Source organism: Kitasatospora papulosa (genome assembly GCF_000717245.1).
GTDB lineage: Bacteria > Actinomycetota > Actinomycetes > Streptomycetales > Streptomycetaceae > Streptomyces > Streptomyces papulosus.
Map to the genome: position 1 here is coordinate 184866 of NZ_JNYQ01000007.1, position 24990 is coordinate 209855.

A 24990-nucleotide genomic window follows, 5' to 3' on the forward strand; every position below is an offset into this window, starting at 1 on the left:
GGACGCTAGGCGCTGGAGCGAACTCCAGGTCAAGTGCCGGTGGCGGCCGGCGATCCGGCCCGGTGCGTCAGTGCGTCAGTGCGTCAGGCCGCGACGACGACCGGCTTCGCGGGCGCCGGAGCGATCGGGCCCGCCGTCGCCGGAACGGCCGGCCGTGCCGTGGCCGGGGCGAAGACCACCAGCCGCAGCAACGCGAAACGCCCGGCGCCGGCCACCGCGGATGCCGACAGGTACACGGTCTGCTCGACGAGCGCGGAGGGCGCGGACTGCACGGCGTGCAGGACGAGAAGAGCAGCGGTGGTGAATGCGTAGCTCACCACGACCGTGAGCCCGGACCGGAGATGGATCCGCCAGCCCCCGCGTTCGCTGCGGAACGTGATCCGGCTGTGCAGCTCCGTCGCGATCACCGTGGAGACGACCGTGACCACGGCGTTGGAGAGAACCAGGGGTACCCGGTCGCCGAGCAGCACCAGTGCACCGCCGGCCGCCAGACCGACACCGCCCCCGCACACGACGAAGCGCACGAACGCCATCACGAGGGGAGAGGTGGTGCGCTTCGTCGGCAGGGGCGCTCGGGCGGTCACGGGGAAGCCTCCAGAAGGGGTGTCGGATCCGGCGCACTGATTCCACCCCACAACGCGTGCGGGGCACGTCCCCCGAGCGGCCCGGTCCGGCCCTTACATATCTGGGGGGTGTCCCCCACGGGGCACTGGGGGACACCGGCCGCGCGCGCCCCGGTCGGGCGGATGCCCGGCTGCGGCCTCCGTCCCCGGCTTCCCGGTTCCGCGTGACCCATGCCGTTCCTCTTCGTTGACCAAGGCCGCGCCGCTGTCGTGCGCGGCGCAGGTGAGGACTGGAGCGGTCATGTACGGAACCCGGCCGACGCGTCCGGTGCAGCAGGTCCCCGTCTCCACCCGCCCGGTCCGGTGGGCAGCCGGCCCACTGCCGTGGCTGACCGCGGTCGCCCTGCTCTTCGCGGCGGTGCAACTGGCCTTCGTCGTCCCGGGATCGGGGTTGTCCTGGGACGAGACCGTCTACGTCAGCCAGGTCGGCGGCAACGCTCCCGCGGCGTACTTCAGCGCACCGCGCGCCCGCGGGATCTCCTACCTCGTGGCTCCTGTCGCCGCACTCACCACGTCCACCACCGCGGTGCGGACCTACCTCGCCCTGTTGTCCGCCGCCGCCCTGTTCGGCGCCCTCCGGATCTGGCGCACGGTACTGCCCACGCCCGTCCTCGCGGGAGCCGGCGCGTTGTTCGCCGCTCTGTGGCCGACCCTGTTCTACGGCCCCGCGGCGATGCCGAACCTGTGGTGCGCCCTGGGCTCCCTCGCCGCGACGGGCTGGACCGTGAGGACCCTGCGCGGTGCCTCCCGGCCCGCGGAGACGACCGGAGCCGCCTCGGCCGTGGCGCTGGTCGCCCTGATGCGGCCCGCCGACGGGTTCTGGCTCGCGCTGCCGCTGATGTTCGCGGCCGTCCTGGTCCCCGGCCGACGCAGGCCGGGCCTGGGGGCCGCACTGGCCGGCGGACTCGTGGTGGGCTGCGCGCCCTGGACCGCCGAGGCGTTCGCCCACTACGGCGGTCCCGTCGCGCGGTTCCACAGGGCCGGTGAGATCCAGGGCGGGCTCGGGTGGAACTTCGCCGTCGACGACCACTTGCGAGCGCTGGCGGGCCGGACGCTCTGCCGGCCTTGCGACATCGGCTGGGAGAGCCCGGCCACCGCCGTGTGGTGGGTTGCGCTGCCCCTCCTCACCACCGGCGGGATCGTGGCCGCCCGGCGTGCGGGGCGAGGGCCCGTGGCACTGCTGGCGACGGCGACAGGGGTATCGACGGCCGTTCCGTACCTGTTCCTCGTCGAATACGCGGCGCCCCGCTTCCTGCTGCCCGCGTACGCGCTGTTGGCCGTGCCGGTGGCCGAGTACCTCACACACCTCTTCGCCCGCCGCCGGGTCGGAACCGTCGTGCCCGCGCTGCTGCTGGCCGCCCATCTCGGCGTCCAGTTCTCCGCGCTCAGCCATGTGATCCGTACCAGTCACGCCACCGGCGCACGGTTCGCCGCGGTCGCCGGTGCGCTGAACGGGATGGGGGTGCGTGCGCCGTGCGTGGTGAGCGGGGACGACGCCGTACCGATCGCCTACTACGCGGGCTGCGCCTCGCGGCAGACCGGAGGGCATGACGCGAGCATCACGCCCGAGGCGCTCCGTGATCTCGCGCGGCACGTACCTGTGGCAGTCCTGGTGACCGGCGGCGCTGCGCCGCCGGTCACCAGGGGTTCACACGTGGTGCCGCTGCCGAAGGGCCGGGCCCATCTGCTGCCGGGCCCCGCCGTGGACCGGGCGCGAGGGGGTCCACTCTAGAAGTAATGCTTCCGTCCGCCGACCTTGCGGCCGCTCGCACCGAGGATCCACAGGATCGCGCCGACCACCAGGAGGACGCCGCCGATGGTCGTCAGCAGGGAGACGCCGACCAGCATGCCGATGATGAGCAGGATGGCACCAAGGAGAATCATTGTCAGGTCCGATCTTCAGGTCTCTTCGGTGCGTACTCGTCGTGGAAGACGCGCAGCACACGCTTTCCGCCTCCCGCACCACGTTCGCCGGGTGGTACCCGGGCCCGTCGTACGGTCGGCGACCGCAAGGCCTTGTGCCGTGCTTCCTCCGTGTGCCCTGCTCCCGGGCGCCCATGCACATGAGTCTGCGGCCGGTCGACGAGACGCCCGCGGCCGGTCCCGAATCGTCCGGGACCGGCCGCGGGTACCTCCTCCAGCAGTCGTCCTCAGCGGTCGTGGGAACCGATCGCGGAATGCTCCGACGGATGGCCGTGGGCGTGCTGGTGCTGTCCGTGACCGGTCTCGGCCCCCACGTGCTCCGCGGGGGCGCCGGTGAAGTAGTCGGCGTCCTTGGGGCGCCTTCGCGCGAGGCCCAGGGGGCGGGGCGCGGGCTCCAGGTGGGGGATGTGCTTGGAGCAGTGCACGTACGCCTCGTGGACGCTGATCAGCGTCCACAGCACGGGGTACCGTCCGGGAGCGCTGTCGGCGGGTATCCAGGGGTGGGCTGTCCGGAGTTCCTGGTCGCCGACGAGCTGGGCAGAGCCGTTGACGTGCAGCCCGATGTGGTCCCGGGTGAAGTCCATGAAGAGCAGGCCGATGTGCGGGTTCTCGGTGATGTTGCCGGCACTGGCCATGACGCCGTTCCCGCGGTACTCGGGGTAGGCCAGGGTGCGGTCGTCCAGGACGGACACGAACCCCGGAGGCCCGGCGCGGAAGGTGGCGTCGCACTGTCCGCGGGAGTCGGCGGTGGAGAGGAAGACCATGGACTGGCGGCCGATGAAGTCACCCATGTACGCGGTGAGGTGGGGACGTACCTGCCGGTCGTAGAACGCGTCGGCGCGTTCCACGGTGCCGAGGTGGTTCTGCAGCATGCGCTCTCCCTGCGAGGGGGTCGCGTCGTGAGGGGTCACAGCTGGTCGATCTCCTGGTCGGGTCGGGGCGGTGTGAGGGGAGCGGTGAGAACGGGTGTGTCGAGCGGATCGTGGTGGATGTGAGCCAGGGGCGTGCCCTGGTGCAGGAGCGTGCGCACGCCGCTGGTGACCATGTCGGGCGGACCGCACAGGAAGGCCTCGTGCCGGTCCCACGGTCCGAACTCACGCAGTACCTGCGGGAGTGTCCCCTGCTGGCCGGGGATGCTCTCGTGGGAGACGGCCGCCCTGACGGTCAGCCAGTGATGGCGCTGCGCGAGGCGCAGCATGTCGTCGAGGCCGTACAGTTCCTCGGCGGTCCGCGCTCCGACGAACAGGTCGGCGTAGCGGCGCATTCCGGAGACGGCGGCTTCCTCGATCAGGGCCCGGATCGGCGCCAGGCCGGTCCCGCCCGCCACGAACAGCAGATCGCGGTCGCCCGCCGCGGCAAGGGTCATGTCACCTTGTGGCGGTCCCAGCCGCACCCTGTGACCAGGGGCCGCGTGGTGTACGAGCGCGTTGCTCACCTGGCCCCGGTGGACGGCCCGCACATGGAACGTGAGTGTGTGGTCCGCGCGCGGCGAGTGGGCGGGGGAGTAGTGGCGCCAGGTGCGGGGGTACCAGGGGGTCTCGACGCTCACGTACTGGCCGGCGACGAAGGGGAACGGCTGGTCGGGCTGCACGGTGATCTCGGCGATGCCGTTGCCGCGGTGTTCGTGCCGGATGATCTGCGCTTCCCAGGAAGCGGGGCGCAGGCGCGTGTCGTCGTCCGCGGCGTCGATCATCACCTGGGCGGCGACGGTGTAGGCATGGGTCCAGGCGGCGGCTACCTCGTCGTTCCACGCGGTTCCCGCGAAACGGGCCAGGGACGCCACCAGACATTCCCCCACCGCCGGGTAGTGGGCGTCCAGGGCTCCGAACTTCCGGTGGTCCCGACCGAGGCGGGAGCAGAACCGCACCAGGTTGTCGACGTCGTCGACGAGGTCGATGATGCGCAGCAGGCCCCGGAGCAGGCGGTCGCGCTGGACGTCCATGTTCTCCGGGAACAGTCCGCGCACCTCGGGGTACCGGGCGAACAGGATGGCGTAGAAGTAGACGGTCATCTCGGTGGCCTGTGGTGCCACCACGGTGAGGCTTGTTCGTACGAGTGATATCTCCCGGTCCGTCAGCGGGGCGGCGGTCATCTTCTCCCCCCGACGGACGTGGGGCGGACGTGTGTCCGCACGCGGGGAGCGGTGAAGGCGTGAGGGGCAGCAGGTGTCGCGCGCAGCGAGGGGATCACCAGGCGTACCAGATGTGCTGACAAGAAAAAATTCGCAATCGTAGATGAACGTTTCGTGTCCATAAGGATCAGAACTGCGAAAGTGTGATCACCGGACGAGTCATTGTGCACATGGAGCGCCAGAACCAAACCCACGCTCGAGATCTTTTCTGCATCGAATAAACGGCGTAATCCTGTAGGAAACGCTCGATATCCTCCCAGTTCCCTTCCGGTGGGCGTGAGCCCCGTGCATGGCACGCCACCAGGCCTCCCGTCCACCGAAGACCTGCCCGGAGGGCTGTGGGCTGCGGAGCGCGGGCGATATGGGGAGATTCGGTGTGCAAATAAGTGGGGTGGCGTGCCTGCGCGGCCGGCCCGGACGGCGTGCCGGAGGTGAGGGCACGCCGCCGTCCGGCGGGCCGGCGGGCGGCGTGCCCGGAGTCCACCGCCACGATCGGCCGGGATCCCGTCAGGACCTTCGGTCCCGGGAGGTCGACGCACGCGTCCCCGGGACGGCCGCGAGGAGATTCCGCTCCGTGCGCTTGCCCGCGGGCGAGCACCCGTCTCGTGCACATGTGGCGCCGCGACCACCGCAGGGCGCGTCTTCCGGTGCGTCCGCAGCGCACGTGTTACGAATGCCGGGGCGGCGCACCACCACCCGGGCGCCGTCCGAAACGTCCCGGCAATCCGACCGGCGCGTGACCTTCCTACCCTCGCTCAGGAAACGTCGGAGCAGCAGACGGAGGCGGTGCCGTGGCCGGCGCACCAGCACACGGACGACAGGCCGAGCAGAGCGTGAGGCTGTCCCACAGGACCATCCACGGCTACCGCCGTGCCTACAGGATGGCCGGGGAGGGGCCCGCCGTCCTGCTCGTCCACGGCATCGGCGACTCCTCCGCGACCTGGGCCGAGGTGATCCCCCAGCTCGCCCGCCACTACACCGTCATCGCCCCTGACCTGCTCGGTCACGGAGACTCCGACAAGCCCCGGGGCGACTACTCGGTGGCCGGCTACGCGAACGGGCTCCGGGACCTGCTGGGGGTCCTCGGCATCGAACGTGCCACGCTGATCGGCCACTCGCTCGGCGGCGGGGTCGCCATGCAGTTCGCCTACCAGTACCCCGAACGCACCGACCGGCTGATCCTGGTCAGCGCGGGAGGCGTCGGGCGGGAGGTGAACCCCGTCCTGAGAGCGGTGTCCCTGCCGGGCGCCGACCTCGTGCTGTCCATGCTGCGCCTGCCCGGAATGCGCGGCCAGGTGGGCCTCTTCACCCGGCTGATCAAGCTGCTCGACACCGACCTGGGCCAGGACGCCGGCGAACTGCTCGACCTCGTCGACGCGCTGCCCGACACCACCTCCCGCAGCGCGTTCATCAGCACGCTCAGGGCGGTGGTCGACTGGCGCGGCCAGGCCGTCACGATGCTGGACCGCTGCTACCTGGCCCAGGGCATGCCCACCCTCCTGCTCTGGGGCTCACGGGACAGCATCGTCCCGGTCCGCCACGCCCACGGCGCCCACGCGGCCATGCCCGGCAGCCGCCTGGAGATCTTCGAAGGCGCGGGACACTTCCCGTTCCACAGCGACCCCGCCCGGTTCCTGGCCTTGGTCGAGGACTTCATCCGCACCACGGCCCCCGCCGACTGGAGCCAGGAACACTGGCGCGAACTCCTCCGCGCCGGCCGCCCGGGCAGCGGCGACGGTGCGCCCGGACCCGCGTCCGGCCTCGCGATCGCCCCCGCTGCGGACCGCGGCTTGCGGGGGGCGGGCGAACGCAGCTCCACATGAGGCGGTGGCGGGGGCCCGTCGCGACGGCCCGGCGGGCCCTGTCGGCGGGAGAGGGCCGTCAGGGCTTGCGGGCGACGCCGCACCACATGGGCAGGGAGTCGTCCGGGACGTCCGAGGGTGCGGGCCGCCAGCGTGTCAGGGTGACCACGCCCGGTTCCAGGACCTCCAGGCCCCGGAAGAAGCGTTCCACGTCCTCATGGCTGCGCGGGGTGGCCGAGGCGTGGCTGGCGGCGCGCTCGTTGTAGATCCGCATGGACTCGGCGACCTCGGGGGCCGTGACATCGGCGGCGGGGTGCGAGAGGACGAGGTGACTGCCCGGGGCGAGACGGTCCAGCAGCCGGCGGGTGATGTCCCACGGGTCCTCGGAGTCCTTGACGTACTGGAGGACCGCCACCAGCATCAGGCCGACCGGCCGGTCGAGGTCCAGGGTGCGGGCGGCCTCGCCGAGGATCGTGTCGACGTCCCGCGCGTCCGCCTGGACGTAGTCGGTCTGCCCGTCGGGGCCGCTGACCAGGAGCGCCCGGGCATGGGTCAGCACGATCGGGTCGTTGTCGACGTAGACGACGCGCGATTCGGGTGCCGCCCGCTGGGCGACCTCGTGGGTGTTGTCCGCGGCGGGGATGCCGGTGCCGATGTCCAGGAACTGACGGATCCCGGTCGTGGTGAGATGGCGTACGGCGCGCCCGAGGAACGCCCGGTTGGCCCGGACCGACGGCACGATCGTCGGATTGGCCTTCGCGGCGAGTTCGGCCGCCTCCTGGTCCACCGGGTAATGGTCCTTGCCGCCCAGCCAGACGTTGTAGACGCGGGCGGGGTGCGCGGTCGTGGGATGGGGTGGGGGCGGCGGGTATGCGTTCATCGTTCGTCACCTCGTGCAACCGAGAGGCCAGGTCGGACTCGTGTTCGGTCACGGTACCCCCTGATCAGCGGCCCGCCGTCGACCCGGGGGCGGAGAGCCCGAACCCCCGATCCCGCTGCGTACGGGCTTGCTGACTGCGGGTCAGACATCCGGGCTCCGGCCCCCGTGGTCCGCCGGTGAGGGTCTCCGGGCCATGCCCTTTGGTGGGTGCCGTAGTGTGATCAGCCCATGATCCAGGGGGTCTGTGTGCGCGCGAAATCCGTGACGGTGGTACTGGCCGGCCTGCTGCTCGGGACGGCCGTCACCGGCTGTGCGGGCGGGGACGGCGGTGGGCGGGGTGCGGAGCTTTCCGCCGACGCGCTGCTCGACGAGGCGCACAAGACGATGAACGCGCTGAAGACGGTCACCATCGCCTCGTCGACCACGGGCTCGGCGGGCAGCAGCTACTCCAGTCGGCAGACCACCGACCTCAAGGGCCGGTGCACGAACAAGATCACCTGGACCGAGGGCGGCAGCCTCGAACAGATCCGGATCGACGACACCGACTACGTACGCCCGGACCGCGCGTACCTCGACCGGTGGTCGGGTCGCGAGGCGGCCGGAGGCAAGGCGCAGGACCGCTGGATCAGGACGCCGTCGAGCAACGCGAAGCCCGGGGACGGGCTGGTCGACTGCACCTGGCCGTTCACCGCCTTCGGGAAGGCCGAGAAGGGGGACCGCACCGAGATCGGCGGCCGCCCGGCCGTCGCCCTACGCGTGTCCGACGCGGGGGACGCGGGGGGTACCTATACCTTTTACGTTGCCACCGAGGGGGAGCCGTACCTCCTGGAGGTCGCCTACCGGGGCAGCGACTACCGCAGCACGACGTCCTTCAGCGCCTTCGACGAACCGCTGGGTGTGCGCGCCCCGGCTGCGGACGACGTGCTGGACGCCGCGGACGCCGGGTAGCCGATCGTCCGATTCCTCTGCCGAAGCGCCCGCTGGTGCGAGGAGGCGGTGCACGGCGGTGCACGTTCTCGGCGCGTCGGCGTAAGCGGCAGTGATTTCGGACAACACCGACTTCCCCTCAGGTGGCGGGGGCTTCCGGCGCCCTGGCGCTCTCGGGCGCGGTCACCGCCGGTGCCGCGTCCGGCCGGACGAGCCGGTGCTGCGCCAGGCAGGCCAGGACGAGCGAGGCACCGAGCACCGGCCAGGCGAAAGGGCCGGCGCTCACCGCCGCCCCTACGACGACCGGGCCGAGGCTGCGCTGGGCGGACTGGGCCAGGCCGTGCACACCGAGGTAGGCCCCCTGGGCCTCGCCGGGTGCGAGCGCGACGGAGAGTTCCCAGGACGAGAGCGAGTGCAGTATCTCCGCGAGCGTGAACGCGACAGCCGCGAGGAGGACGGCCGCAGTGGCGAGCCAGGGACCTCCACCGGCCGAGGCGGCGAGTGCCACCCCTCCCGTCAGGAACGCGGCGCCGATCGGGACGAGCAGGCGGCGGGCGTCCGCCCTGGTCTCCCCGAAGCGTGAGAGGGGGACCTGGAGGGCGATCACCAGCACGCTGTTCAGGACGAGGACCAGGGGTGCCAGTCCGACCGGCGCGTCGGTGGCGTGGACGATCCACAGCGGGAATCCGACCTGGAGGATGCTGTCGTCCAGGAACAGCCAGATCTCCGAACCGGTGAACGCGAGGTAGCGGCGGTCCCGCCACGGAGTCGCGGGTACGCGCGGCGAGGCGGTGGGCGGGAGGCCGTCCCCGGGTGCGGTGGCCGGGGACGCGACGACGCGGCTCGGGGACGGCGGTTCCGCGCAGCGCAGGGTCAGGGCTCCGATGACGGCGTACGAGACGACGTTGGCGAGCAGCAGGGCCCGGTAGGAGGCGGTGGTGCCGACGGTCAGCGCGGCGGCGGCCCCGGCGGCGCCGACGGCCCAGCCGATGTTCACGGCGGTGCGCTGGATCGCCTGGTAACGGATGCGGTCGGGGCCGGCGACCCGTGCGGCGAACAGCTTGGTCAGGACACTCGACGCGCGGTCCGGCAAGGCTCCCAGGGCCGAGAACAGGACCAGCAGCGCGTAGTCGTTCGTCGTCAGCAGGGCCAGGAGCGCCGCGCCGCGGGCCAGTTGGGCGACGACCAGTACGCGGGTCACGGGGAAGCGGTCGGCGAGCCGTCCCGCGAGCGGTGGCCCGGCCACGCCGAGGATGCCGGACAGCCCCATGAGCACACCGATCTGGGCGACCGACAGGTGAGCGACGTAGATGAAGTAGAGCGTGGCCGCTCCGCTCCACAGGCCGGTGCCCACCTTGTCGACGATCGCGACCACCAGCATGCGCCGCCCGTCGCGACCGCCCGGGACCCTGAGGCGGTCGGTGAACGGTACGCGTCTCGGCCTCGGTTCCATCAGGATCCCCCTTGACACCATTTTTGTATCGGTACAAACTGATGTCTGTGGCAGAACAATATGGGATCGTGGGCGGTACGGCCAGGGAGATCGCTGCGTCCGTCGAGAGCGGTGTGGCCGACGGCGCGCTGCAGCCGGGCGCTTCGCTGCCTCCCGTGCGGCGGCTGGCCGAGGAGCTCGGGGTCGGCGCGGGGACGGTGGCGGCGGCGTACAAGGAGCTGCGCGTGCGCGGGGTGGTGGTCACCCTGGGGCGCGGTGGCACCGTGGTCGCGTCCGCTCCCGCCGTCACCTCGCGCCGCCCTCCGCGCGTGCCCGCCGGCCTCCGTGACCTGGCGGGCGGTCACCCGGACCCCGGCCTGCTCCCGGTGCTCACCCCGCCCGCCCGTGTGGAGCCCGTGCCCGGATCGCACCGAGCCTCGCCGAGGCTGGCCGCCCTCGAGGACGCGGCCCGCGCCTGGCTGGCCCGCGACGGTGTCCCCACCGACGCGGTGACCTTCGCCCACGGGGCCCTGGACTGCATCGCCAGGCTGCTGTCCACCGAGCTCAGGCCCGGTGACGCCGTGGCCGTCGAGGACCCCGGCTTCCACCACCTTCTGGACCTGGTGACGGCCTTGGGCCTGCGCATGCTGCCGGTGGCGGTCGACGACGACGGCATCCGCCCGGAGGCACTGCGCTCCGCACTCCGTGCGGGAGCCCGGGCCCTGGTGTGCAGCCCTCGCGGCCAGAGCCCCCTCGGCGCCCGCTTCACCCCGGACCGCAGGGACGAACTCCTCCTGGTCCTGGGCGACTTCCCCGACACCCTGGTCGTGGAGGACGACCACAACGCGGACATCGCCGGAGCGGACGCGGTGACCCTCACCTCAGGGGACCTGCCCCGCTGGGCCCATGTGCGTACGGTGTCCAAGCACCTCGGGATCGATCTGCGCTGGGCCGCCCTCGCCTGCGACGCCGCCACCCTCGCGCGCCACGACGGGCGGATGCTGCTCACGTCCGGATGGGTCAGTCACATCCTTCAGGCCACCGTCGCCGACCTGTTGGCCGACCCGGAGGTGACGCGGCTGGTGGCCGGGGCCGCCCGCACGTACGCCGTCCGTCGCGACGCCCTGGGCGCGGCGCTGGGCGAGCGCGGGATCGCGTCCCACGGGCGGAGCGGCCTCAACGTGTGGGTGCCCGTCCGGGACGAATCCGCCGTGGTCAACGGGCTGCGTACCCGGGGCTGGTGGATCGCTGCGGGGACACGTTTCCGTATCGCGTCCCCGCCCGGTGTGCGCGTCACGACCGCCACCCTGACTCCTGCCGAAGCGACGTCCCTCGCCGACGACTTCGCCGAGGTGCTCGCGGACTCACAGGCGGTCTACGGCGGTTGACCGCCCGCCGTCGGCTCGGCCGGCCGGGGTCGCGCGACTGACGAGCCGCATGGCAACCGTGTGGATCGAGGGGAGCGTCAGGCAGTGGTGGGAGTGCGGATCGCTGCGATGTCGAACTGGAGGCGCAGCCGCTCGCTCACCATGGCGCCGCCCTCGGCCAGCCGGGCGTTGTAGGTGAGACCCCAGTCGGACCGGTTGATGGTGGTGGTCCCGTCGAACCCGACACGCTCGTAGCCGAAGGGGTCGGTGACGTGACCGATGTACGTGAGGTCCAGGACCACGGGCCCGGTGACGCCCCGGATCGTGAGGTCGCCCGTCATGCGGTAGACGTCCTTGCCGATGAGTTGCACGGCTGTGCTCGTGAAGCCGATCCGGGGGTGATTCCTGGCATCCAGGAAGTCCCGTCCGATCAGATGCGCGTCCCGCTGCTCCACACCCGTGTCGACACTGGCGGTGGCCATCGATATCTCGGCGCGGGAGCGTGCCGGGTCACGGCCGTCGAAGTAGAGACGGCTCTCGTACTCCGTGAACGCGCCGCGCACGGTCGTCACCATGGCGTGCCGTACGGAGAAGCCGATCCTGCTGTGCGCGGGGTCGATCATCCACTCCCCGGTGAGAGCGGCCATGCGGGGGTCGAGCATGGCCGCGGCACCGGCGCCCGCCGGGTCGGCAGTTGACTCCTCCGGGCGAGGCTCCGGACGGCGGAGCAGGGAGCTGCGACTGAAGAGGTTCATGGAACAGTTAGTTACGCGGAGGTAAGGAGCACCCGCAATAGCTGATCGAGGAACCCGAACATTCATGGTCGGACCTTCACAAGATGATGCAGCGGCGGTGGCGGAGGGTTGCCGCACCCGCGCGAGACGGTTTCGTCGGAGACGGGTGGTGTGTGCCGCCTGGGCGGTGTCTGACCCTGGGGCGCCGCGGGTCGTGCCGGGAGGGCGCGTCTGACGCCGGTCCTTCACAGTCCCGCCTCCACCAGGAACTCACTCGGGTCGCCCGACCACGATACGTACAGCCCGTCCCTGGCGCGGGTGCACGCGACGAACAGCAGGCAGCGCTCCGCCAGGAGGTCCGCGTCGTGCTGGAGCCGGTCCACCTCTGCCGCGGTGACCGCCTTCGGGAACGGCAGGGCTCCGTCACTGACGCCGATGACCGCGACGCACCGGAACTCCAACCCCTTGAAGGCGTGCATCGTGCCGATCTGCACGCTCTCCAGGCCGGTGGACGAGTCACCCCGGAGCCGCACGGCGGGGAGCCCCGCCGCTCTGAGACGTTCCACCGCCTTGTCGCAGGTCTTGTTGAACCGGGCGCTGACTCCGATCTCGCCCGGCGCGATACCGCTGTCGAGCCATCCGCGGACCCGTGTGACGAGCGCGTCGAGCTCGGCGTCCTCCGAATCCCCGCCGAACGTCTCGGGCCCGCTGCCGTGCAGGGCCGAGCGGTAGCCGAGCAGGGTCTCGTTTCGGGCGTCGTCCGCCAACTGCTCGAAGGGCCGGCCGACGAGGAGCGCGGTGGACCAGCTGAGGATCTCGTGGGTGGAACGGTAGTTCTTGCGCATCTTCGTCGACCTGCCGGTCACCCTGACACCGACCGTCCTCAGGGAGACCTTCGTGTCGTAGATGCGCTGGTGCGGGTCACCCGCGATGAACAGGTCGTCCGGGCGCGCCGGAGCCGCGGCCCGCAGCAGGCGCCACTGGGCCGGGTGCAGGTCCTGGGCCTCGTCGACGACCACGTGGCGGTAGGGCGGACCTGAGGTCTCCAGCAGATCCGCGGCCTCCGCGCATGTCCCGAGGTAGGTGCGCAACCCGTCGGCACCGAGCCGGTCGGTGAACTCCTCGACCGTACGCCACACCAGAGCGCGGGCGGACGTGGGCAGAGCGCTGCCGCGCCCTCGTCGCTCGCAGGCCTCATACTGCTCCAGGGTGCGCAGGTTCTGAGCCAGGACCACGTGCTTGTACTCCTGCGCGAGGAACTGCGCGGTGCCGGTGAAACCGGTGGTGCGGGCCGCCCTCTCCCACCGGGCCTCCTCCTCACCGCTTCGCAACGGCCGCCGCGACGTCGACACGACACGGCCCGCGAACGCGTCGACGGTCATGACGTCGACACGGTCGCGCAGCACCTCGTCCTCGACCAGGGCGGCGAGACCGGCGCGCAGTGCCGCTACGAGGGCGTTCGTGTACGTCGTCAGCAGCACCCTGTCGCCGTCGCGCAGATGGCCCAGGAGGTGGCGCACCCGGTGCAGGGCGACGACCGTCTTCCCGGTACCGGGTCCGCCGGTGACCTGGGCGGGGCCGGAGTACGAAGGGCGGTAGGCGACCTTGTGCTGCGACGGGTGGAGGAAGACCCGCCAGGCCGCGAACGGCTTGTCCAGGATGTCGCGCAGCTCCTCCGACGCGGTGACGAGAGCGATACGCGCACGGGTGCGCTGAATCGCTGTGGCGAAGTCCTGTGTGTCCACCGGCGGATCACCGGCGGAGACGGTGGACATGGCCACGGACACCACGTCCCGCCAGACGTCCTCGACGCTGAAACCGGCCGCCAGGTACTCCAGGACCTCACGCTGATCCTGAGGGAAGTAGGGTGCGAAAACCTCCAGCTGTTCGGCGTCGGACAGTGCGCGAGCCTGCCGCAGGGTGGTCTCGTCGATGCCGAGCGCGGCCATGTCACCGTCGGACACCTTCGCGAACAGCCGCTGATCGGGAACCGGGGCGATCCGCTCGTACGCCGGCGTGAGCTCGTCGAGCATGGCGATGTCCCGGATCTCCACGGCTCGGGTGACCGTGTTGATGCTGGCCTTCTGCTTGACCGCCCACGCGATCGCCTTGTCGTGGGGCATGACGCGCAGCAGCACGTACGTGTCGCCGCTGTCCGGCGCGAGGACGACCCCGCGCGTCCCCTGATCGATGCGGATGGTCCTGATGTGCGGATCACGGGCGCGCTTGAGAGTTTCCAGTTTCAGCCCCTGGTCCTTGAACAGCTGGTCCAGGGTGAGGCGCTCGAACTTCTCCCAGGCATCGAACACTCCCTGTTTGACGCTGCCCTGGAGCTTGCTGAGCTGTGCGCAGAAGTCGATGTCGAACGCGAGGTGGGGCATGGGCGGACTCTCCGGGGGACGCTACGGGCGCAGAAGCGGTGGCGGATCAGACTGTCGGGCCGTCGAGATCGAGTTCGATCACGCTCAGCACCTCGGCGACCTCTTCGGACATGTCGTCCGTCGGCCCGTACACCAAGCACAGATCGTCGTGGAGGGGCGCGAGGATCAGCTGCGCCTCAGGCGCCTGTCCCTGGGCGAGCAGGAGCATGCCGATGTCCCGGCGCAGCTCGACCGCCTCGTCGCTCACGTCGCCGTCGACGGCGCGGACGATGTCCAGAACACCCCGTAGCGCGGCCAGCGCGTCGGTCGCCTGGCCCAGTTCGGCACGGCACCGGGCAGCCTGGGCCCGGCACGCACGTGCCTGCGTACTGCTGGGGCCGCCGGTACGCGCGTAGGCGTCGGCCAGGGCGTCGAACTCGGGCAATGCCGCCCGGTAGTCGCCGCCGAGCAGCCGGATCGCGGCGCGCTGTGTCCGGAGCTCGAGTACCTTCTTGTTCTCGGCGCCGAGTGCCTGCGCGGCCGGTTCGATGATCTCACTCAGGACCTCGGCGGCCTGAGTGAACCGTTCTTCGTCCAGCAGCGCGTCGGAGTGCGCGTACGCCTCCGCGATCTCCTCGCGCAACTGCGCGGGCACGGCGACGGGGGCCGGTTGTGCGGCGGCCGGATCGACCGTGGTGGGCACAGGCCGTCCTGCACCGGCGCGGGCACGTGGCGCGTACGGCTGACGGAAGATCGCGGTCGGATCCGGCGCTCCCTGCGGCCCTGCCTCACCGGGAGCAGGCCCCGCGCCGGGCGCGGGCAGGAAGTGCCGAAGCCGCTCGTACACCTCCTGAACGTCGGCGGGCCGCGCCTCCGGAGCCTTGAGCAGCAGGTGCAGGACCAGTTCCTCCAAGGAGTCCGGCACATCCGGTCGCAGCAGGCGCAACGGGGTCGGAGCGGCGTTCACGTGCTGGTACATCACCAGGTACTCGCTGTCGGCGCTGAACAGAGGCCGTCCACCGAGCAGTTCGTGCAACACGCAACCCAGCGCGTACAGATCGGTCTGAGGACTGGTGCGCCCGCCGCGGACCTGCTCCGGTGCCATGTACTGGTAGGTGCCGATAGGGCTGCCGGTCGCGGTGAGCTTGGTGACGTCGGTGCGCAGGATCGCCGCGATACCGAAGTCGAGGACCTTCACCGTCCCGTCCCGGGCGACCAGGATGTTGGACGGCTTGAGGTCGCGGTGGATCACCGGCACGTCGTGGGCGTGCGACAGCACGGTGGCGACCTGCGCGGCGACCGCCACGGCCCAGCTGACGGGCAGCGGGCGATCGGGGTGGATGTACGCGGACAGGGGGATGCCGTCGACGAGCTCCATGACGAGGAAGAGCCGCTCGAAGGTGTCGTCCAGCACCGCGTCGTAGACCTGCGGCACGCCGGGGTGCTGGATGCGCGCGGTGATGCGGGCCTCGCGCTTGAACCGCTTGGCGAACTCCTCGGCCAGCTGCGGTGAACCGGCGACGGCCTGCCGCCGGACCACCTTCACGGCGACGGGCCGGTCCAGCACGGCGTCGTAACCACGCCATACGTCTCCCATACCGCCGCTGTTGAGCTCCTCCAGGAGCTCGTACCGTCCGGCGATCGGTTGGTCCGGCACCTTGCCCCCGTGTGTGCGTGTGCTGGCCTAGGCGCGTTACGTGGAGCGTCGGCCTTGGCATAGTTGGGGCCAAGTGTCTCCGGCGCGGCGATCTCGGTCCAGCCGTGCAGAAGGATGGGTGGTCACGCCGTCGGTTTCAGGTCAGCGAACGCGCCGCCGGCCGGCCTGATGGATTCGTGTCAGCTTTCCAGTCGGGATGCTCGATCTCGCAGCTCTTCCGCCATGTCGTCCCAGTCGGGGCCGAAGGAGAACAGGTCGGCTGCCGCTTCGCGTAGCAGTTCGGCATCATCCGGGCGCTGCAAGCAGACAAGCCGGTAAGCGAGATTGCGGGCCCATACCGGCATCGCCATCCAGTCCTCCGCCAGCACCTCATGCACGGCGGAGAGGATGTCTTCGGGTGCAGCGAAGGTAATTCTTTCGATGAAATCGCGCACGGGATCAGGGATCTTCGAGGTTTTTTCCTCGTGCGTCGATTCGATCAATTCGTGGGTCAATCGAGTCAGGTCGGACATGAGCCTATTTCTTTAGGGATTGAGCCAGTATGTAGCCACACGGTACACGTTGTCGGGTGTTTGGGAAACGCGATACCCAATACTGCGCCCGTCCATCTTCATTGCCCCGTCCAGCGGTCCGGTGAACCCAGGGCCTACGCGGGGTATAACTTCAATCCACGACGCCGTATCGGCAGCGTGCTCGCCATGAGACATCGACGACCCGCTCGTCCAGGCGTACCCTTCAACACCGATTCGGCGCTCAAGGTTCTCGCTAAGCCAGTCAATCGATAGGCGGTTGGCGATCGCGGGGGCGCGCTGACCCGGCTTCACGGGCCATCCCCGGCTCTTGGCGTACGCCACGATGTCGTCGATGTCCTGCGCAGGATCACGGTTACTGCCGTGCTCGTCACCACTGTCGTCATTGGTAGATGGTTCGCGCTCAGTGATGCCACCACCAAGCATGTTGTTCAACCCGAAGATCCGCAGCCCCGAAGCCGCAGACCGCTGGACCTGGCTGATCCTCGCCGCTTTCACCCAGCTCCGGCTCGCCCGCCCACTGGCAGCCGATCTCCGCAGGCCGTGGGAGAAACCGACCCCGCCCGACAGACTCACCCCCGCACGAGTCCGCTGCGACTTTCGGCACCTCCGCACGAAGGCCGCCTGCCCAGCCGAAGCACCGAAAACCGCCCGACCCGGCCCAGGACGCCCACCCGGCCGCAAGAACAACCAGCCAGCTGCCACTTCTCGACATGGCCCACCTCGGCGGGGATGGCGCACTTGTCACGGCGGGCGACTTTGGCCGGATCGGCCTTCGGCGAGGCGGGGTCCCAGCTCCCGGGCAGGAACAGACGCCAGTTCACCGCCGCCGAGGCGCCGTTGGAGGCCAGGTGCAGTGAGACACCGGCCTGGCAGTTGGTGACCTTGCCCGCGGTGCCGGTGTGCTGCCGGGTCACACACGCCGAAGCGTCCCCGTCCTTGAGGAACCCGGTGTCATCGATGACCAGCGCCGTGGGTTTGACGACCGGCTGCATGCGCCAGGCCAGCCGGGCCCGCACATGCGCCGCATCCCACGGACTGGAAGTAACGAAGTGGGCCAGCGCCTGCCGGTTACCGTCCTCGCCCAGGCGGGTGGCCATCGGCTCCACCGACTTGCGCCCACCGTCCAGCAGCAGGCCCCGCAGATAGACCCCACCCCACCGCCGCTGATCCGCCCGCGCGAACGGCTCGAACATCTCCGCCGCGAAGTCCTCCAGATCACACCGGACCGCAGCCAACTCCTCACTCAGCACACACGATCAACGACACGACCGATCAAGAAGACACGCCATCACAAACCGCACATGACCAAGCCCTATTAGAACTCCCGGCTGTAAATTCTGCCGAGAAAATCTCACTGATTCTGAAATTGCCTTAGGTCCCGCGCCAAATTGGATGCAGACTCCTGGTCACATGAAAGGACGACAGAAAATCTACTGAGTGTCACACCCTCGGGCCGCTTAGTGTAGGACCACCGCTTACCGGCACGCCAAAGAGATCTGAACAACTCTGTGCGGGCAGCGCTGTCCTGGCGAAGAGCACTGTCTGCGGAATCAATAATCAGAATATGGTAGTCCGCGGAAAGCCATTGGAGGTCGCGAAGACAATCATAAAAGGCATCCCAGTTCCATCCGAAATATTCGGGGAACCTCAGCGAGGAATAAAAATTCTCAAATGTAGACATCTCGTCGGCCATGTCTTGGCCATTCAGACGAGCCACGTAGACGTGACCCGACGCGGGCAAGAGCTGGTCAAGACGTAGACCGCCGCCCGTCGTCACCAGATGCATCCATGGGGCAAGCTGGGTCCCCTGCGACTCTTCTCTCATCACTTTACCTATCCGGGACTTCTTCCCGCAATGTACGACTGATAGTGAGTAGGAGTGTGGTAGGCGGACCCGTCACTACCGAACACCCAGCGCTCACTACCCGGCTTATGGTTTTTCGGCGATGGTAGGTCCCGTATTCCTGGTATGTAATTGACTTCCCTGAGGGTTCGTGGGTCGGAATTTGGTAGCCGCCATTTTTCCCACTTTTTGCAGACTCTTCAGTCCACCATTTTGGCCCATAAAGGCCCGGCCCGCCCCACTGGCCCAAGTTATATTTCTCCACGGCGAGAACGCTTCAAGAATCCCGAAGTTACGTCAGCCCAATAGGCGCTGTCGGAGAGAGGGTGAACCCCCTGGTTGCGAGCTCGAAGACTCAGGGATGATCAGAGCAACCACCGGGATGTCGCACATTACTGCTCCAGTCGATGAACGAAGATCCAGTATTCGTCATCTTCCTCGGTGATTGCGCAGAGGTAACTTCCGTCCACAGACAAGCTCAGGAGTTCTGGCGACCCGGTCAATTCTGCGATGCGGGATGGCAGTGAAGTTCCTGTGGCATCCCGCACCCGAATCCATCCGGCAGAGGCGCCCCCGCCTCCGGGCGGCAGAATAAAAAATTCTCCGACTTCTGAATTGATCAGCCGTCCGGAAGTCTCAGTCTGCCATCGACGGTAAACTTCATCGAGGGCGTCTGGCCCTCTCTTTTCAACGCTGCTGCTTGGCTCCGCCTCCACGCCCGTCACGTAATGGATGGCTGTCACTGGCATGGGTGCCGAACTAGGGGGGTCCCCCTCCAGTACGGTCAAGCCGCAGGAGCGTAGATTTTCCCGCCAATTCAGGGCAATGTGTTCTGACATTTCTGCTCCTAATTGCTTAGAATGGTGTACTGTTTTAGTTTTCTTCGTAGAAGAAGTGGTGATCCCCTCCGGGCTTGTTTATCTTTGCGTATCGCTCCATGTCCTGTGGGTATCCGAATTTTCCATCGGGGCGCTGTACTCTGCTATTGTCCCAGCCGAAATTCACCAAGCTGCGAGTATCGTCGATTTTTGGTTTCCCAGCGTGGAAATGCGTACCCGCCGGGTCAGAAACGTGTTCAACGACGACTCGGGACCCTTGAGGTGTCTCGAATTGCCGAAAATTTCCCCAATGGGATGGATCTTTCGCGTACGTGTACCCGGGAACGTATTTCAAGTTCTTATCTCCGGTGACCGTCCATTCTGCGATTGGCGTCTCGCCATAGGGTACGCCTGCAGCTTCGAAGGCGGCTTTCTCTGCGTCCCCTCTCTTCTTGAACGGGTTACTCGCTTCACCCTTCGGCGGGCATGGCGACAGGCCGAGAGGGTCTGTTGAAGTGCGCGGATTAGATACATATGTTGACGGGTTGGGCGCTGGCGCGATCCCCAAGGGGTCGTTGGTGAGGTATCTGGCCGTTTCGGGATCGTAGACGCGGAAGTGGTTGTAGTGTAGACCGGTTTCGGCGTCGAAGTACTGACCGGGAAAGCGAAGCGGGGTGTAAGCCGTGCTGTCCGTGGACCAGGCAGTTATGCCCCATAGTGTGCTGCGTGTGCGCCAAGAGAAAGCCCCCGACTCGTCGATGAGTTCTGTCGGGGTGCCGACGAGATCTGTGACAATGGCGAAGAAGCGCTCATCGACAATGTCCTGAGTGGCGTCCGGTGAGTAAACCCGTTCTGTTTGTGTCAGAGGCCGAAAGCCGTCGTAATCCCAAGTCAGGGTTACATGTCGAGGTAGGTTGCCACCGGTGGTGCTCTGCTCGCACAGAGTGTTTCCATCCCAGGTGAACGATATTTTTTCTACGATGCTTCCATCAGAGGTCAGCTGTTCTTTAGCGGTGCGGCGTCCCAGTGGATCGTACGAGTATTTCCATTGATTGCCGTTGGGGGTGGTTGCAGAAATAAGTCTGTTTTCGGCGTCCCATTTGTAATTCCACGTGTCCGGTTTGCGGGAGAGACGGGTCTTCTGGCGGACGGTGATGCGGCCGAGTTGGTCGTGTTCATAGCGAATGGTGCCGGCACGAGTGATGGCTGTGCCGGTGTAGACACGGGTTCCGACGGCTTCTTGGCTCGACTGCGGTGACGGCCAGAAGGCTTCAGTCTGGTTTCCTACTTCGTCGTAGGTGTAGCGCTCGGTCCAGTTTTTGGCGTGGACGGCGGTAACGCGACCAATCAGGTCCAGGTCGAACACTTTACGTCCGGACAGCTGGTCAACGAGGCCTACGAGGTGACCATCCGCGCGGTAGGTGAAGTCACGGCGTTGGATGCTTTGGGAGCCCGGTCCGGTGAGGTGCTGAGTGGTGAGGCGCCCCATCGGGTCGTATTCGTTGGCCAGAGTGACGCTGTCGCCGATATGACGAGTCGTCTCCTGACCTGTTGCGTCGTGTTCGAAGGAAAGGGTATGGCCGGAGGCGGTGAGGGAGACTTTTCTTCCTGCGGCATCGTAGGACCAGCTACTGGTCACGCCGCTTGGCGTACGGCGGCCGATTCTGCGACCGAGAATGTCATGTTCGTACGAGATGACGTGGCCATTGACAGTCTCCGATATGAGGTGCCCGTGCCGGTCACGGAGACGGGCGAGAGTCCCATCTGGACCAGTTGCTTGGGCTAGTTGATCGAAGACGTCGTATTCGAAAGAGGTGACCGCCCCTGCAGCGTCCTTGGAAATGACGCGACCAAGCTTGTCCCGCCGAAAGCGGATTCTCTGTCCGAGGGTGTCGGTGCGGGCGGAGAGACGACCTGCTGCATCTCGTTCGTACAATAGTGCTCGGTTGTCGAAATCAGTCTCGGAAATCAGTCGACCAGCCGCGTCGTAGCCGTACTTCCAGGACCTCCCGTCCGGGTTGACAACCTGGATGAGGCGGAGTGCGGCATCGTAGGAGAATGCGTAGCGCACACCGTCTGGCCCTGTGCGGGCGGCCATGAGGTCAAAGTGGGTGTATTCGAAGTGGGAGACTGTGCCCGTGGCGTCGGTGTGCGTGGTGCAGTTGCCTTCGCCGTCGTATGTCCAGGACTCTTCGCTGCCGTCGGCACCGATACGATGAGCGAGTCTCCCCTCCGTGGTCCAAGTGAACCGAGTAACTGCACCCAGGGCATTCGCCAGGGAAGCCGGGCGGCCGTAGGCATCGCGTTCGTAGCGTGTAGTCGCGCCCAGCGGGTCGGTGATCTTGGTGGGAAGGCCGGCCGCGTCGCACTGTACGGTCGTGCGATGACCGAGTGCGTCGGTCACAGAGACCGGGTTCCCCAGTTCGTCGTAGATGTACGTCGTCGACGCACCCGAGGCATCGATGACCGACGTACGGTTACCGCGCGCGTCGTAGGTCTGTCGGGTGACCCTTCCGTCCACGTCCTTGCCCCGCACCATCAGGCCCAGGGTGTTGTACTCGGCGGTTATCTCTCGGCCGTCCGGGCGGATCACCGAGGTCATATTGCCGTGTTCGTCATAGGTGGAGCGGGTGATGTGCCCGAGGGGGTCCGTGACAGACAGGAGCCGGTGGTAGCGGTCGTGCTCGAATTGGGTGGCTGCTCCCAAGGCGTTGATCTCGGTGATGACCTGGGAGCGGTCGTTGATCACGTATCGGGTGGTGTGGCCGAGGCTGTCGGTCATGGTCGTCGTGCGTAGGCCGGTGTCTGGGTCGGTGTCGTCCCAGGTGAAGCGGGCTTCGAGGTGGCCGTTGGTGCCGCTCTGGTAGAGGCAGCGGTCGTGTTCGTCGTAGACGTATTCGTACCGGCTGCCGTTGGTGTCCATCCAGGCGGTGATGCGGCCCAGTTCGTCGCAGTCGAAGCGCGTGGGCTTGCCCGATGAGTTGGTGACCGTGGTGAGGTGGCCGTCGGTGTAGCCGTAGCGCAGGATCTCCTGGTCTGTGCCGTCGGGGCCGGCGCCCGCCAGGTGCAGGGCGGTGACCCTGCCTTCGGCGGTGGTGAGTTTCAGGTGGTAGCCGCCGTGGTGCACGATCGAGGCCGGGGCTCCTGCCTCGTCGTGCTCGAAGGCGATCCAGCGGCCGTTGCGGTCGTCGATCTGGGCCAGGAGCGCCAGGTCTCCGGTGGGCTGGTCGACGAAGTGCCGGACCTGGCCGGTTTCCGGGTCGGTGACGGTGTAGCCGTCGGCCACCCGGTCCAGGGGCCAGCGCCGGCCGTGCGTGGGCATGACGGGAACACCGGGTGCGGGGTGCGGGTAGGCGAGCAGACTGCCTTCGTTGCAGCTGAAGACCACGCCTTCCGCGTCGATCTCCAGCCGCTGGTCGACGGTGCTGGACCAGCCGGTGCCGAACCAGCGGCCGGCCCGGTGCGAGGAGTCGAAGACACGCTCGAAGACCAGGGGCAGCGACCCGGGCAGCACGATGTCGGTCTGCGGGAGCAGCATGCGCCCGGTCGCGACGTCGATGGGATCCCCGGCGCACTTGACCTTGCTGCACTGCTGCCCGTGGGAGTCAGGATTGTCTTCGTGACCCCGGCGGTTGGGACTTTTGGGGCGTTCGGCGAGGTCTTTCATCCCGGCCCGTAGGCCGCCCTTGATCAGGCCCCCGCCCTTGGTGCCGATGAGTTCGGGCACGAGCCGGCCGAGGAATTCGGAGGGGTCGCCCTTGGCCGCGTCCCAGGCGTTCTTCAGCGCGCGGTCGGGGTTGGCGACGGTGGAGGTGAGGCCGGCGAGCGTCATGTTGACGCCCTTGTAGTACTCGGCCGGGTGCGTCAGGTTGTACGGATCCTGCGGATTGACCGACCGGACGAAGTTCACCAGCCCCGCGGTGCCCTTGATGACACCACCGCCGAAGTGCGCCAGCTCCATACCCTGGCCGACCCCGTAGTCGAACAGCTCCTGCTTCGCCCGGTCCATCCCGGTCGGTTCCTTCGGAGCGTGCGCCATCGCGGCCGTGATCGCACCCTTCGCGGCCTCGCCGGCGTCGTCACGCGCCCGCCGGGCCCGCTGAAGGATCTCCTGCGCGTGCCGGCGCTTGGCCTCACCCGGATCGGAGAACGTCCCCGGATGCGGAAGCGGATGGTCGGTGTTGCGGACCGCGTTGTACGCCTCCGCCTTCTCCTTGAACGCGGCTGCCGCGGTCTCGTAGTCCTGCTTGCCCTCCCTGTACAGGGCTATGGCCTCACCGGCCTTGGCCTGCGCGCTGGTCACCACCCCGGCGAACGTCTCCAGCGCCTTGGCCGCGTCCTCGAACGCATCCGCCGCCCGCAACCAGTCGGTCGGCAACGTCTGGAACTTGGCCCGGAACGCGTCGGCGGCCTCGCCCTTCCAGTGACCGGAGTCGAGCTTCTTCATCCCGCCACCGACGAGATCGAACGCCTTCTGAAAATCCCGGAGGTTCTTCACCGCCGCACTGATCTTCTCCGGCCGCCCATGGATCAGCTCGTCGGCTTCCTCGGTCTGACCGAGCTGCTGCTCCCCGACCTCCGCGCCCAAGGAGGAGGCGGTCTCATCGCCCCAGTCCTCGACCTTGTCCGCCCACTCATCGGCACCGACCTTCTCCAGGCCCGAGCCGAGCACATCGGTGCCCTTGTCGATCCCCTCGCCGAGAACCTCCTTGCCCTTGTCGACAAGGTTGCCCGCACCGTCGTACAGAGCGTCGCCCCACTTCCCCCAGTCCACCATCAGCGACTCTCCCCCCACCGCGGCTGCTCAGCCTGATCGATCGTCTCCTGCGACGGATCAAGCTGCTCCCTGAGCCGCTCGTCCGCAGCGTCCCGCACCTCCGGCGCCAGCAGCCCGTTGCGCTCCATCGAATCGAGCGCGGCGTCCTCCACGTCGTAGGCGGTGTCCTTCCAGGTCTGCTTCACCTCGGCATGGGCCGCATCCCACGACTCGCGGCTGTAGTCCGGGTTGTCATACGCGGACTGCGTACTGACCTTGTCCCAGCTCATCGCCTTGACCTCGTCCTCGGATGCATGAGGATTCCCGTTCAGCGAGTTCACACCGATCTTGATCGAGTCCTTGACGTACTGCTCCTGCTCGGCATACGAACCCGCCGACAGCCCCACCCCCAGCGCGAAGCCGTTGCCCTTCTGCGTCAGGGCCCGCACACCCCACTCCCACCGGTTGCAGAACGTCTCGAACTCCGACGTCAGCCCGCCATGCCCCAACTCCAGACCCGACAACGCGAGATCGGAAAAACCACGCCCCACCGACGCCTCACCGATGAACCCGAGCTCCTTCAGCTCCGCATGCGCCAGATCGATCCCCTTCGCGATCAGCGCCAACGCCTCCGGCGGAACCTGAAGATCCGACCCCTCCCCACCGCTCACCGCGTCCCCCCGAGATCCACCGCAACCGCATCCGGAACGATGCCCGCCACCGGCGGGAACAACATCCCGTCCGTACTGCCCGCATCCAGCGCCACCCCGCCAGGACCCGGCAACATCGGCACCATCACATCCAGCAACCGCGCACCGAGAACGGTCCGATACGCCCACTCCCGCCCGGACTCACCACGGGCCAGCGCGAACCGTGCCAGCGCCTCCTCGTCCGAGAAAGCACAGATCCAGCGCACACCGTTCAGATCCGCCGACCACAGATCACCGGCCCCATCAAGAGGCACCAACACCGCCGTACGCCGAAACTCACCCAGCAACACAGCAAACTCACGCCGCGCCGCCCGCAACTGCTCCTGTTGGATATCGACCGACGTTGCAGCGAGTGCCCGCCGGGGAGGCGGACCCGGAAGGTCCAGGTCCGCCAGCCGTGACCGCCTGCGCTGCTGTTCCGGTATCCCGCCCCCACCCGTGGTCATACGAAGGATCATCACATGCGTGGATTTTCAAGTGCAACGTGATACTGC

19 protein-coding genes and 2 pseudogenes are annotated in these 24990 nt (G+C 68.1%); 5 read left to right on the plus strand and 16 right to left on the minus strand.

Annotated features, from left to right (window positions below):
* Positions 1-83: 83 nt before the first annotated feature.
* Positions 84-584: a GtrA family protein gene (locus IA22_RS0120910; RefSeq protein ID WP_014152952.1), complete on the minus strand. Its 501-nt coding sequence runs from the start codon at positions 582-584 to the stop codon at positions 84-86.
* Positions 585-864: 280 nt separating this feature from the next.
* Here IA22_RS0120910 and IA22_RS0120915 point away from each other — a divergent pair, with 280 nt between their 5' ends.
* Entirely contained in the window at positions 865-2355 is a 1491-nt protein-coding gene (locus tag IA22_RS0120915; RefSeq protein ID WP_030124453.1) for a hypothetical protein, read from the plus strand.
* On the opposite strand, the gene IA22_RS36475 is transcribed toward IA22_RS0120915, so the two are convergent.
* From IA22_RS36475 to IA22_RS0120930, 3 genes are all read right to left on the minus strand, one after another.
* Positions 2352-2507 (minus strand): hypothetical protein, encoded by a 156-nt coding sequence (locus IA22_RS36475; protein ID WP_014152950.1) that lies wholly within the window; start codon positions 2505-2507, stop codon positions 2352-2354. The two genes, IA22_RS0120915 and IA22_RS36475, sit on opposite strands and share 4 nt — an antisense overlap.
* Positions 2508-2773: 266 nt before the next feature.
* A complete protein-coding gene (locus IA22_RS0120925; protein ID WP_015579542.1) occupies positions 2774-3457 on the minus strand; it encodes a pyridoxamine 5'-phosphate oxidase family protein in 684 nt (227 codons plus the stop codon).
* Positions 3454-4638, minus strand: a complete 1185-nt coding sequence (locus IA22_RS0120930; RefSeq protein ID WP_015579543.1) for a globin domain-containing protein — start codon at positions 4636-4638, stop codon at positions 3454-3456. Before IA22_RS0120930 ends, IA22_RS0120925 begins: the two co-directional genes overlap by 4 nt.
* An 830-nt stretch (positions 4639-5468) precedes the next feature.
* Between IA22_RS0120930 and IA22_RS0120935 the strand changes: the two genes are divergently transcribed.
* Entirely contained in the window at positions 5469-6500 is a 1032-nt protein-coding gene (locus IA22_RS0120935; protein ID WP_030124454.1) for an alpha/beta fold hydrolase, read from the plus strand.
* A gap of 58 nt (positions 6501-6558) precedes the next feature.
* Here the strand turns inward: IA22_RS0120935 and IA22_RS0120940 are convergent, their stop codons facing one another.
* Positions 6559-7359 carry an SAM-dependent methyltransferase gene (locus tag IA22_RS0120940; protein ID WP_030124455.1) on the minus strand — a complete coding sequence of 267 codons (801 nt, stop codon included), beginning with the start codon at positions 7357-7359 and terminating at the stop codon, positions 6559-6561.
* A 246-nt stretch (positions 7360-7605) separates the two neighbouring features.
* On the opposite strand from IA22_RS0120940, the gene IA22_RS0120945 reads away from it, so the two are divergent.
* Complete coding sequence (locus tag IA22_RS0120945; RefSeq protein WP_308214884.1) at positions 7606-8307, plus strand: hypothetical protein; 702 nt, start codon at positions 7606-7608, stop codon at positions 8305-8307.
* Positions 8308-8425: 118 nt separating this feature from the next.
* Here IA22_RS0120945 and IA22_RS0120950 read toward each other — a convergent pair whose 3' ends face one another.
* Positions 8426-9739, minus strand: coding sequence for an MFS transporter (locus tag IA22_RS0120950; RefSeq protein ID WP_030124457.1), 1314 nt, complete (start codon positions 9737-9739; stop codon positions 8426-8428).
* A gap of 47 nt (positions 9740-9786) precedes the next feature.
* Between IA22_RS0120950 and IA22_RS0120955 the strand changes: the two genes are divergently transcribed.
* A complete protein-coding gene (locus IA22_RS0120955; RefSeq protein WP_030124458.1) occupies positions 9787-11106 on the plus strand; it encodes an aminotransferase class I/II-fold pyridoxal phosphate-dependent enzyme in 1320 nt (439 codons plus the stop codon).
* Between the two features lie 77 nt (positions 11107-11183).
* On the opposite strand, the gene IA22_RS0120960 is transcribed toward IA22_RS0120955, so the two are convergent.
* The 5 genes from IA22_RS0120960 to IA22_RS36820 all read right to left on the minus strand — a co-directional run bounded on the left by IA22_RS0120960 (position 11184) and on the right by IA22_RS36820 (position 16801).
* The gene (locus IA22_RS0120960) at positions 11184-11840 is read right to left on the minus strand and encodes a YceI family protein (protein ID WP_030124459.1); all 657 of its coding nucleotides are present in this window, start codon (positions 11838-11840) and stop codon (positions 11184-11186) included.
* A gap of 224 nt (positions 11841-12064) precedes the next feature.
* The gene (locus tag IA22_RS0120965) at positions 12065-14200 is read right to left on the minus strand and encodes a UvrD-helicase domain-containing protein (protein WP_015579550.1); all 2136 of its coding nucleotides are present in this window, start codon (positions 14198-14200) and stop codon (positions 12065-12067) included.
* Between the two features lie 46 nt (positions 14201-14246).
* Positions 14247-15776: a serine/threonine-protein kinase gene (locus IA22_RS0120970; protein WP_237691184.1), complete on the minus strand. Its 1530-nt coding sequence runs from the start codon at positions 15774-15776 to the stop codon at positions 14247-14249.
* Between the two features lie 239 nt (positions 15777-16015).
* Positions 16016-16348 (minus strand): hypothetical protein, encoded by a 333-nt coding sequence (locus IA22_RS34180; protein ID WP_030124461.1) that lies wholly within the window; start codon positions 16346-16348, stop codon positions 16016-16018.
* Between the two features lie 12 nt (positions 16349-16360).
* Positions 16361-16801 (minus strand): hypothetical protein, encoded by a 441-nt coding sequence (locus IA22_RS36820; protein ID WP_143685073.1) that lies wholly within the window; start codon positions 16799-16801, stop codon positions 16361-16363.
* 1 nt (position 16802) lies between these two features.
* Here IA22_RS36820 and IA22_RS37635 point away from each other — a divergent pair.
* Positions 16803-17081 (plus strand): annotated as a pseudogene (locus IA22_RS37635) (NF041680 family putative transposase); the annotation flags it as partial.
* Here IA22_RS37635 and IA22_RS0120980 read toward each other — a convergent pair.
* The 5 genes and pseudogenes from IA22_RS0120980 to IA22_RS34185 all read right to left on the minus strand — a co-directional run.
* Positions 17059-17562, minus strand: a pseudogene (locus IA22_RS0120980) (IS701 family transposase); the annotation flags it as partial. The pseudogenes IA22_RS37635 and IA22_RS0120980 overlap by 23 nt on opposite strands.
* Before the next feature lie 158 nt (positions 17563-17720).
* Complete coding sequence (locus IA22_RS38285; protein ID WP_362433322.1) at positions 17721-18194, minus strand: barstar family protein; 474 nt, start codon at positions 18192-18194, stop codon at positions 17721-17723.
* An 891-nt stretch (positions 18195-19085) separates the two neighbouring features.
* Entirely contained in the window at positions 19086-23807 is a 4722-nt protein-coding gene (locus IA22_RS0120985) for a putative T7SS-secreted protein (protein ID WP_030124463.1), read from the minus strand.
* A complete protein-coding gene (locus tag IA22_RS0120990; protein ID WP_030124464.1) occupies positions 23807-24457 on the minus strand; it encodes a hypothetical protein in 651 nt (216 codons plus the stop codon). Before IA22_RS0120990 ends, IA22_RS0120985 begins: the two co-directional genes overlap by 1 nt.
* Positions 24454-24942 (minus strand): hypothetical protein, encoded by a 489-nt coding sequence (locus tag IA22_RS34185; protein WP_030124465.1) that lies wholly within the window; start codon positions 24940-24942, stop codon positions 24454-24456. Before IA22_RS34185 ends, IA22_RS0120990 begins: the two co-directional genes overlap by 4 nt.
* Between the last annotated feature and the right edge of the window lie 48 nt (positions 24943-24990).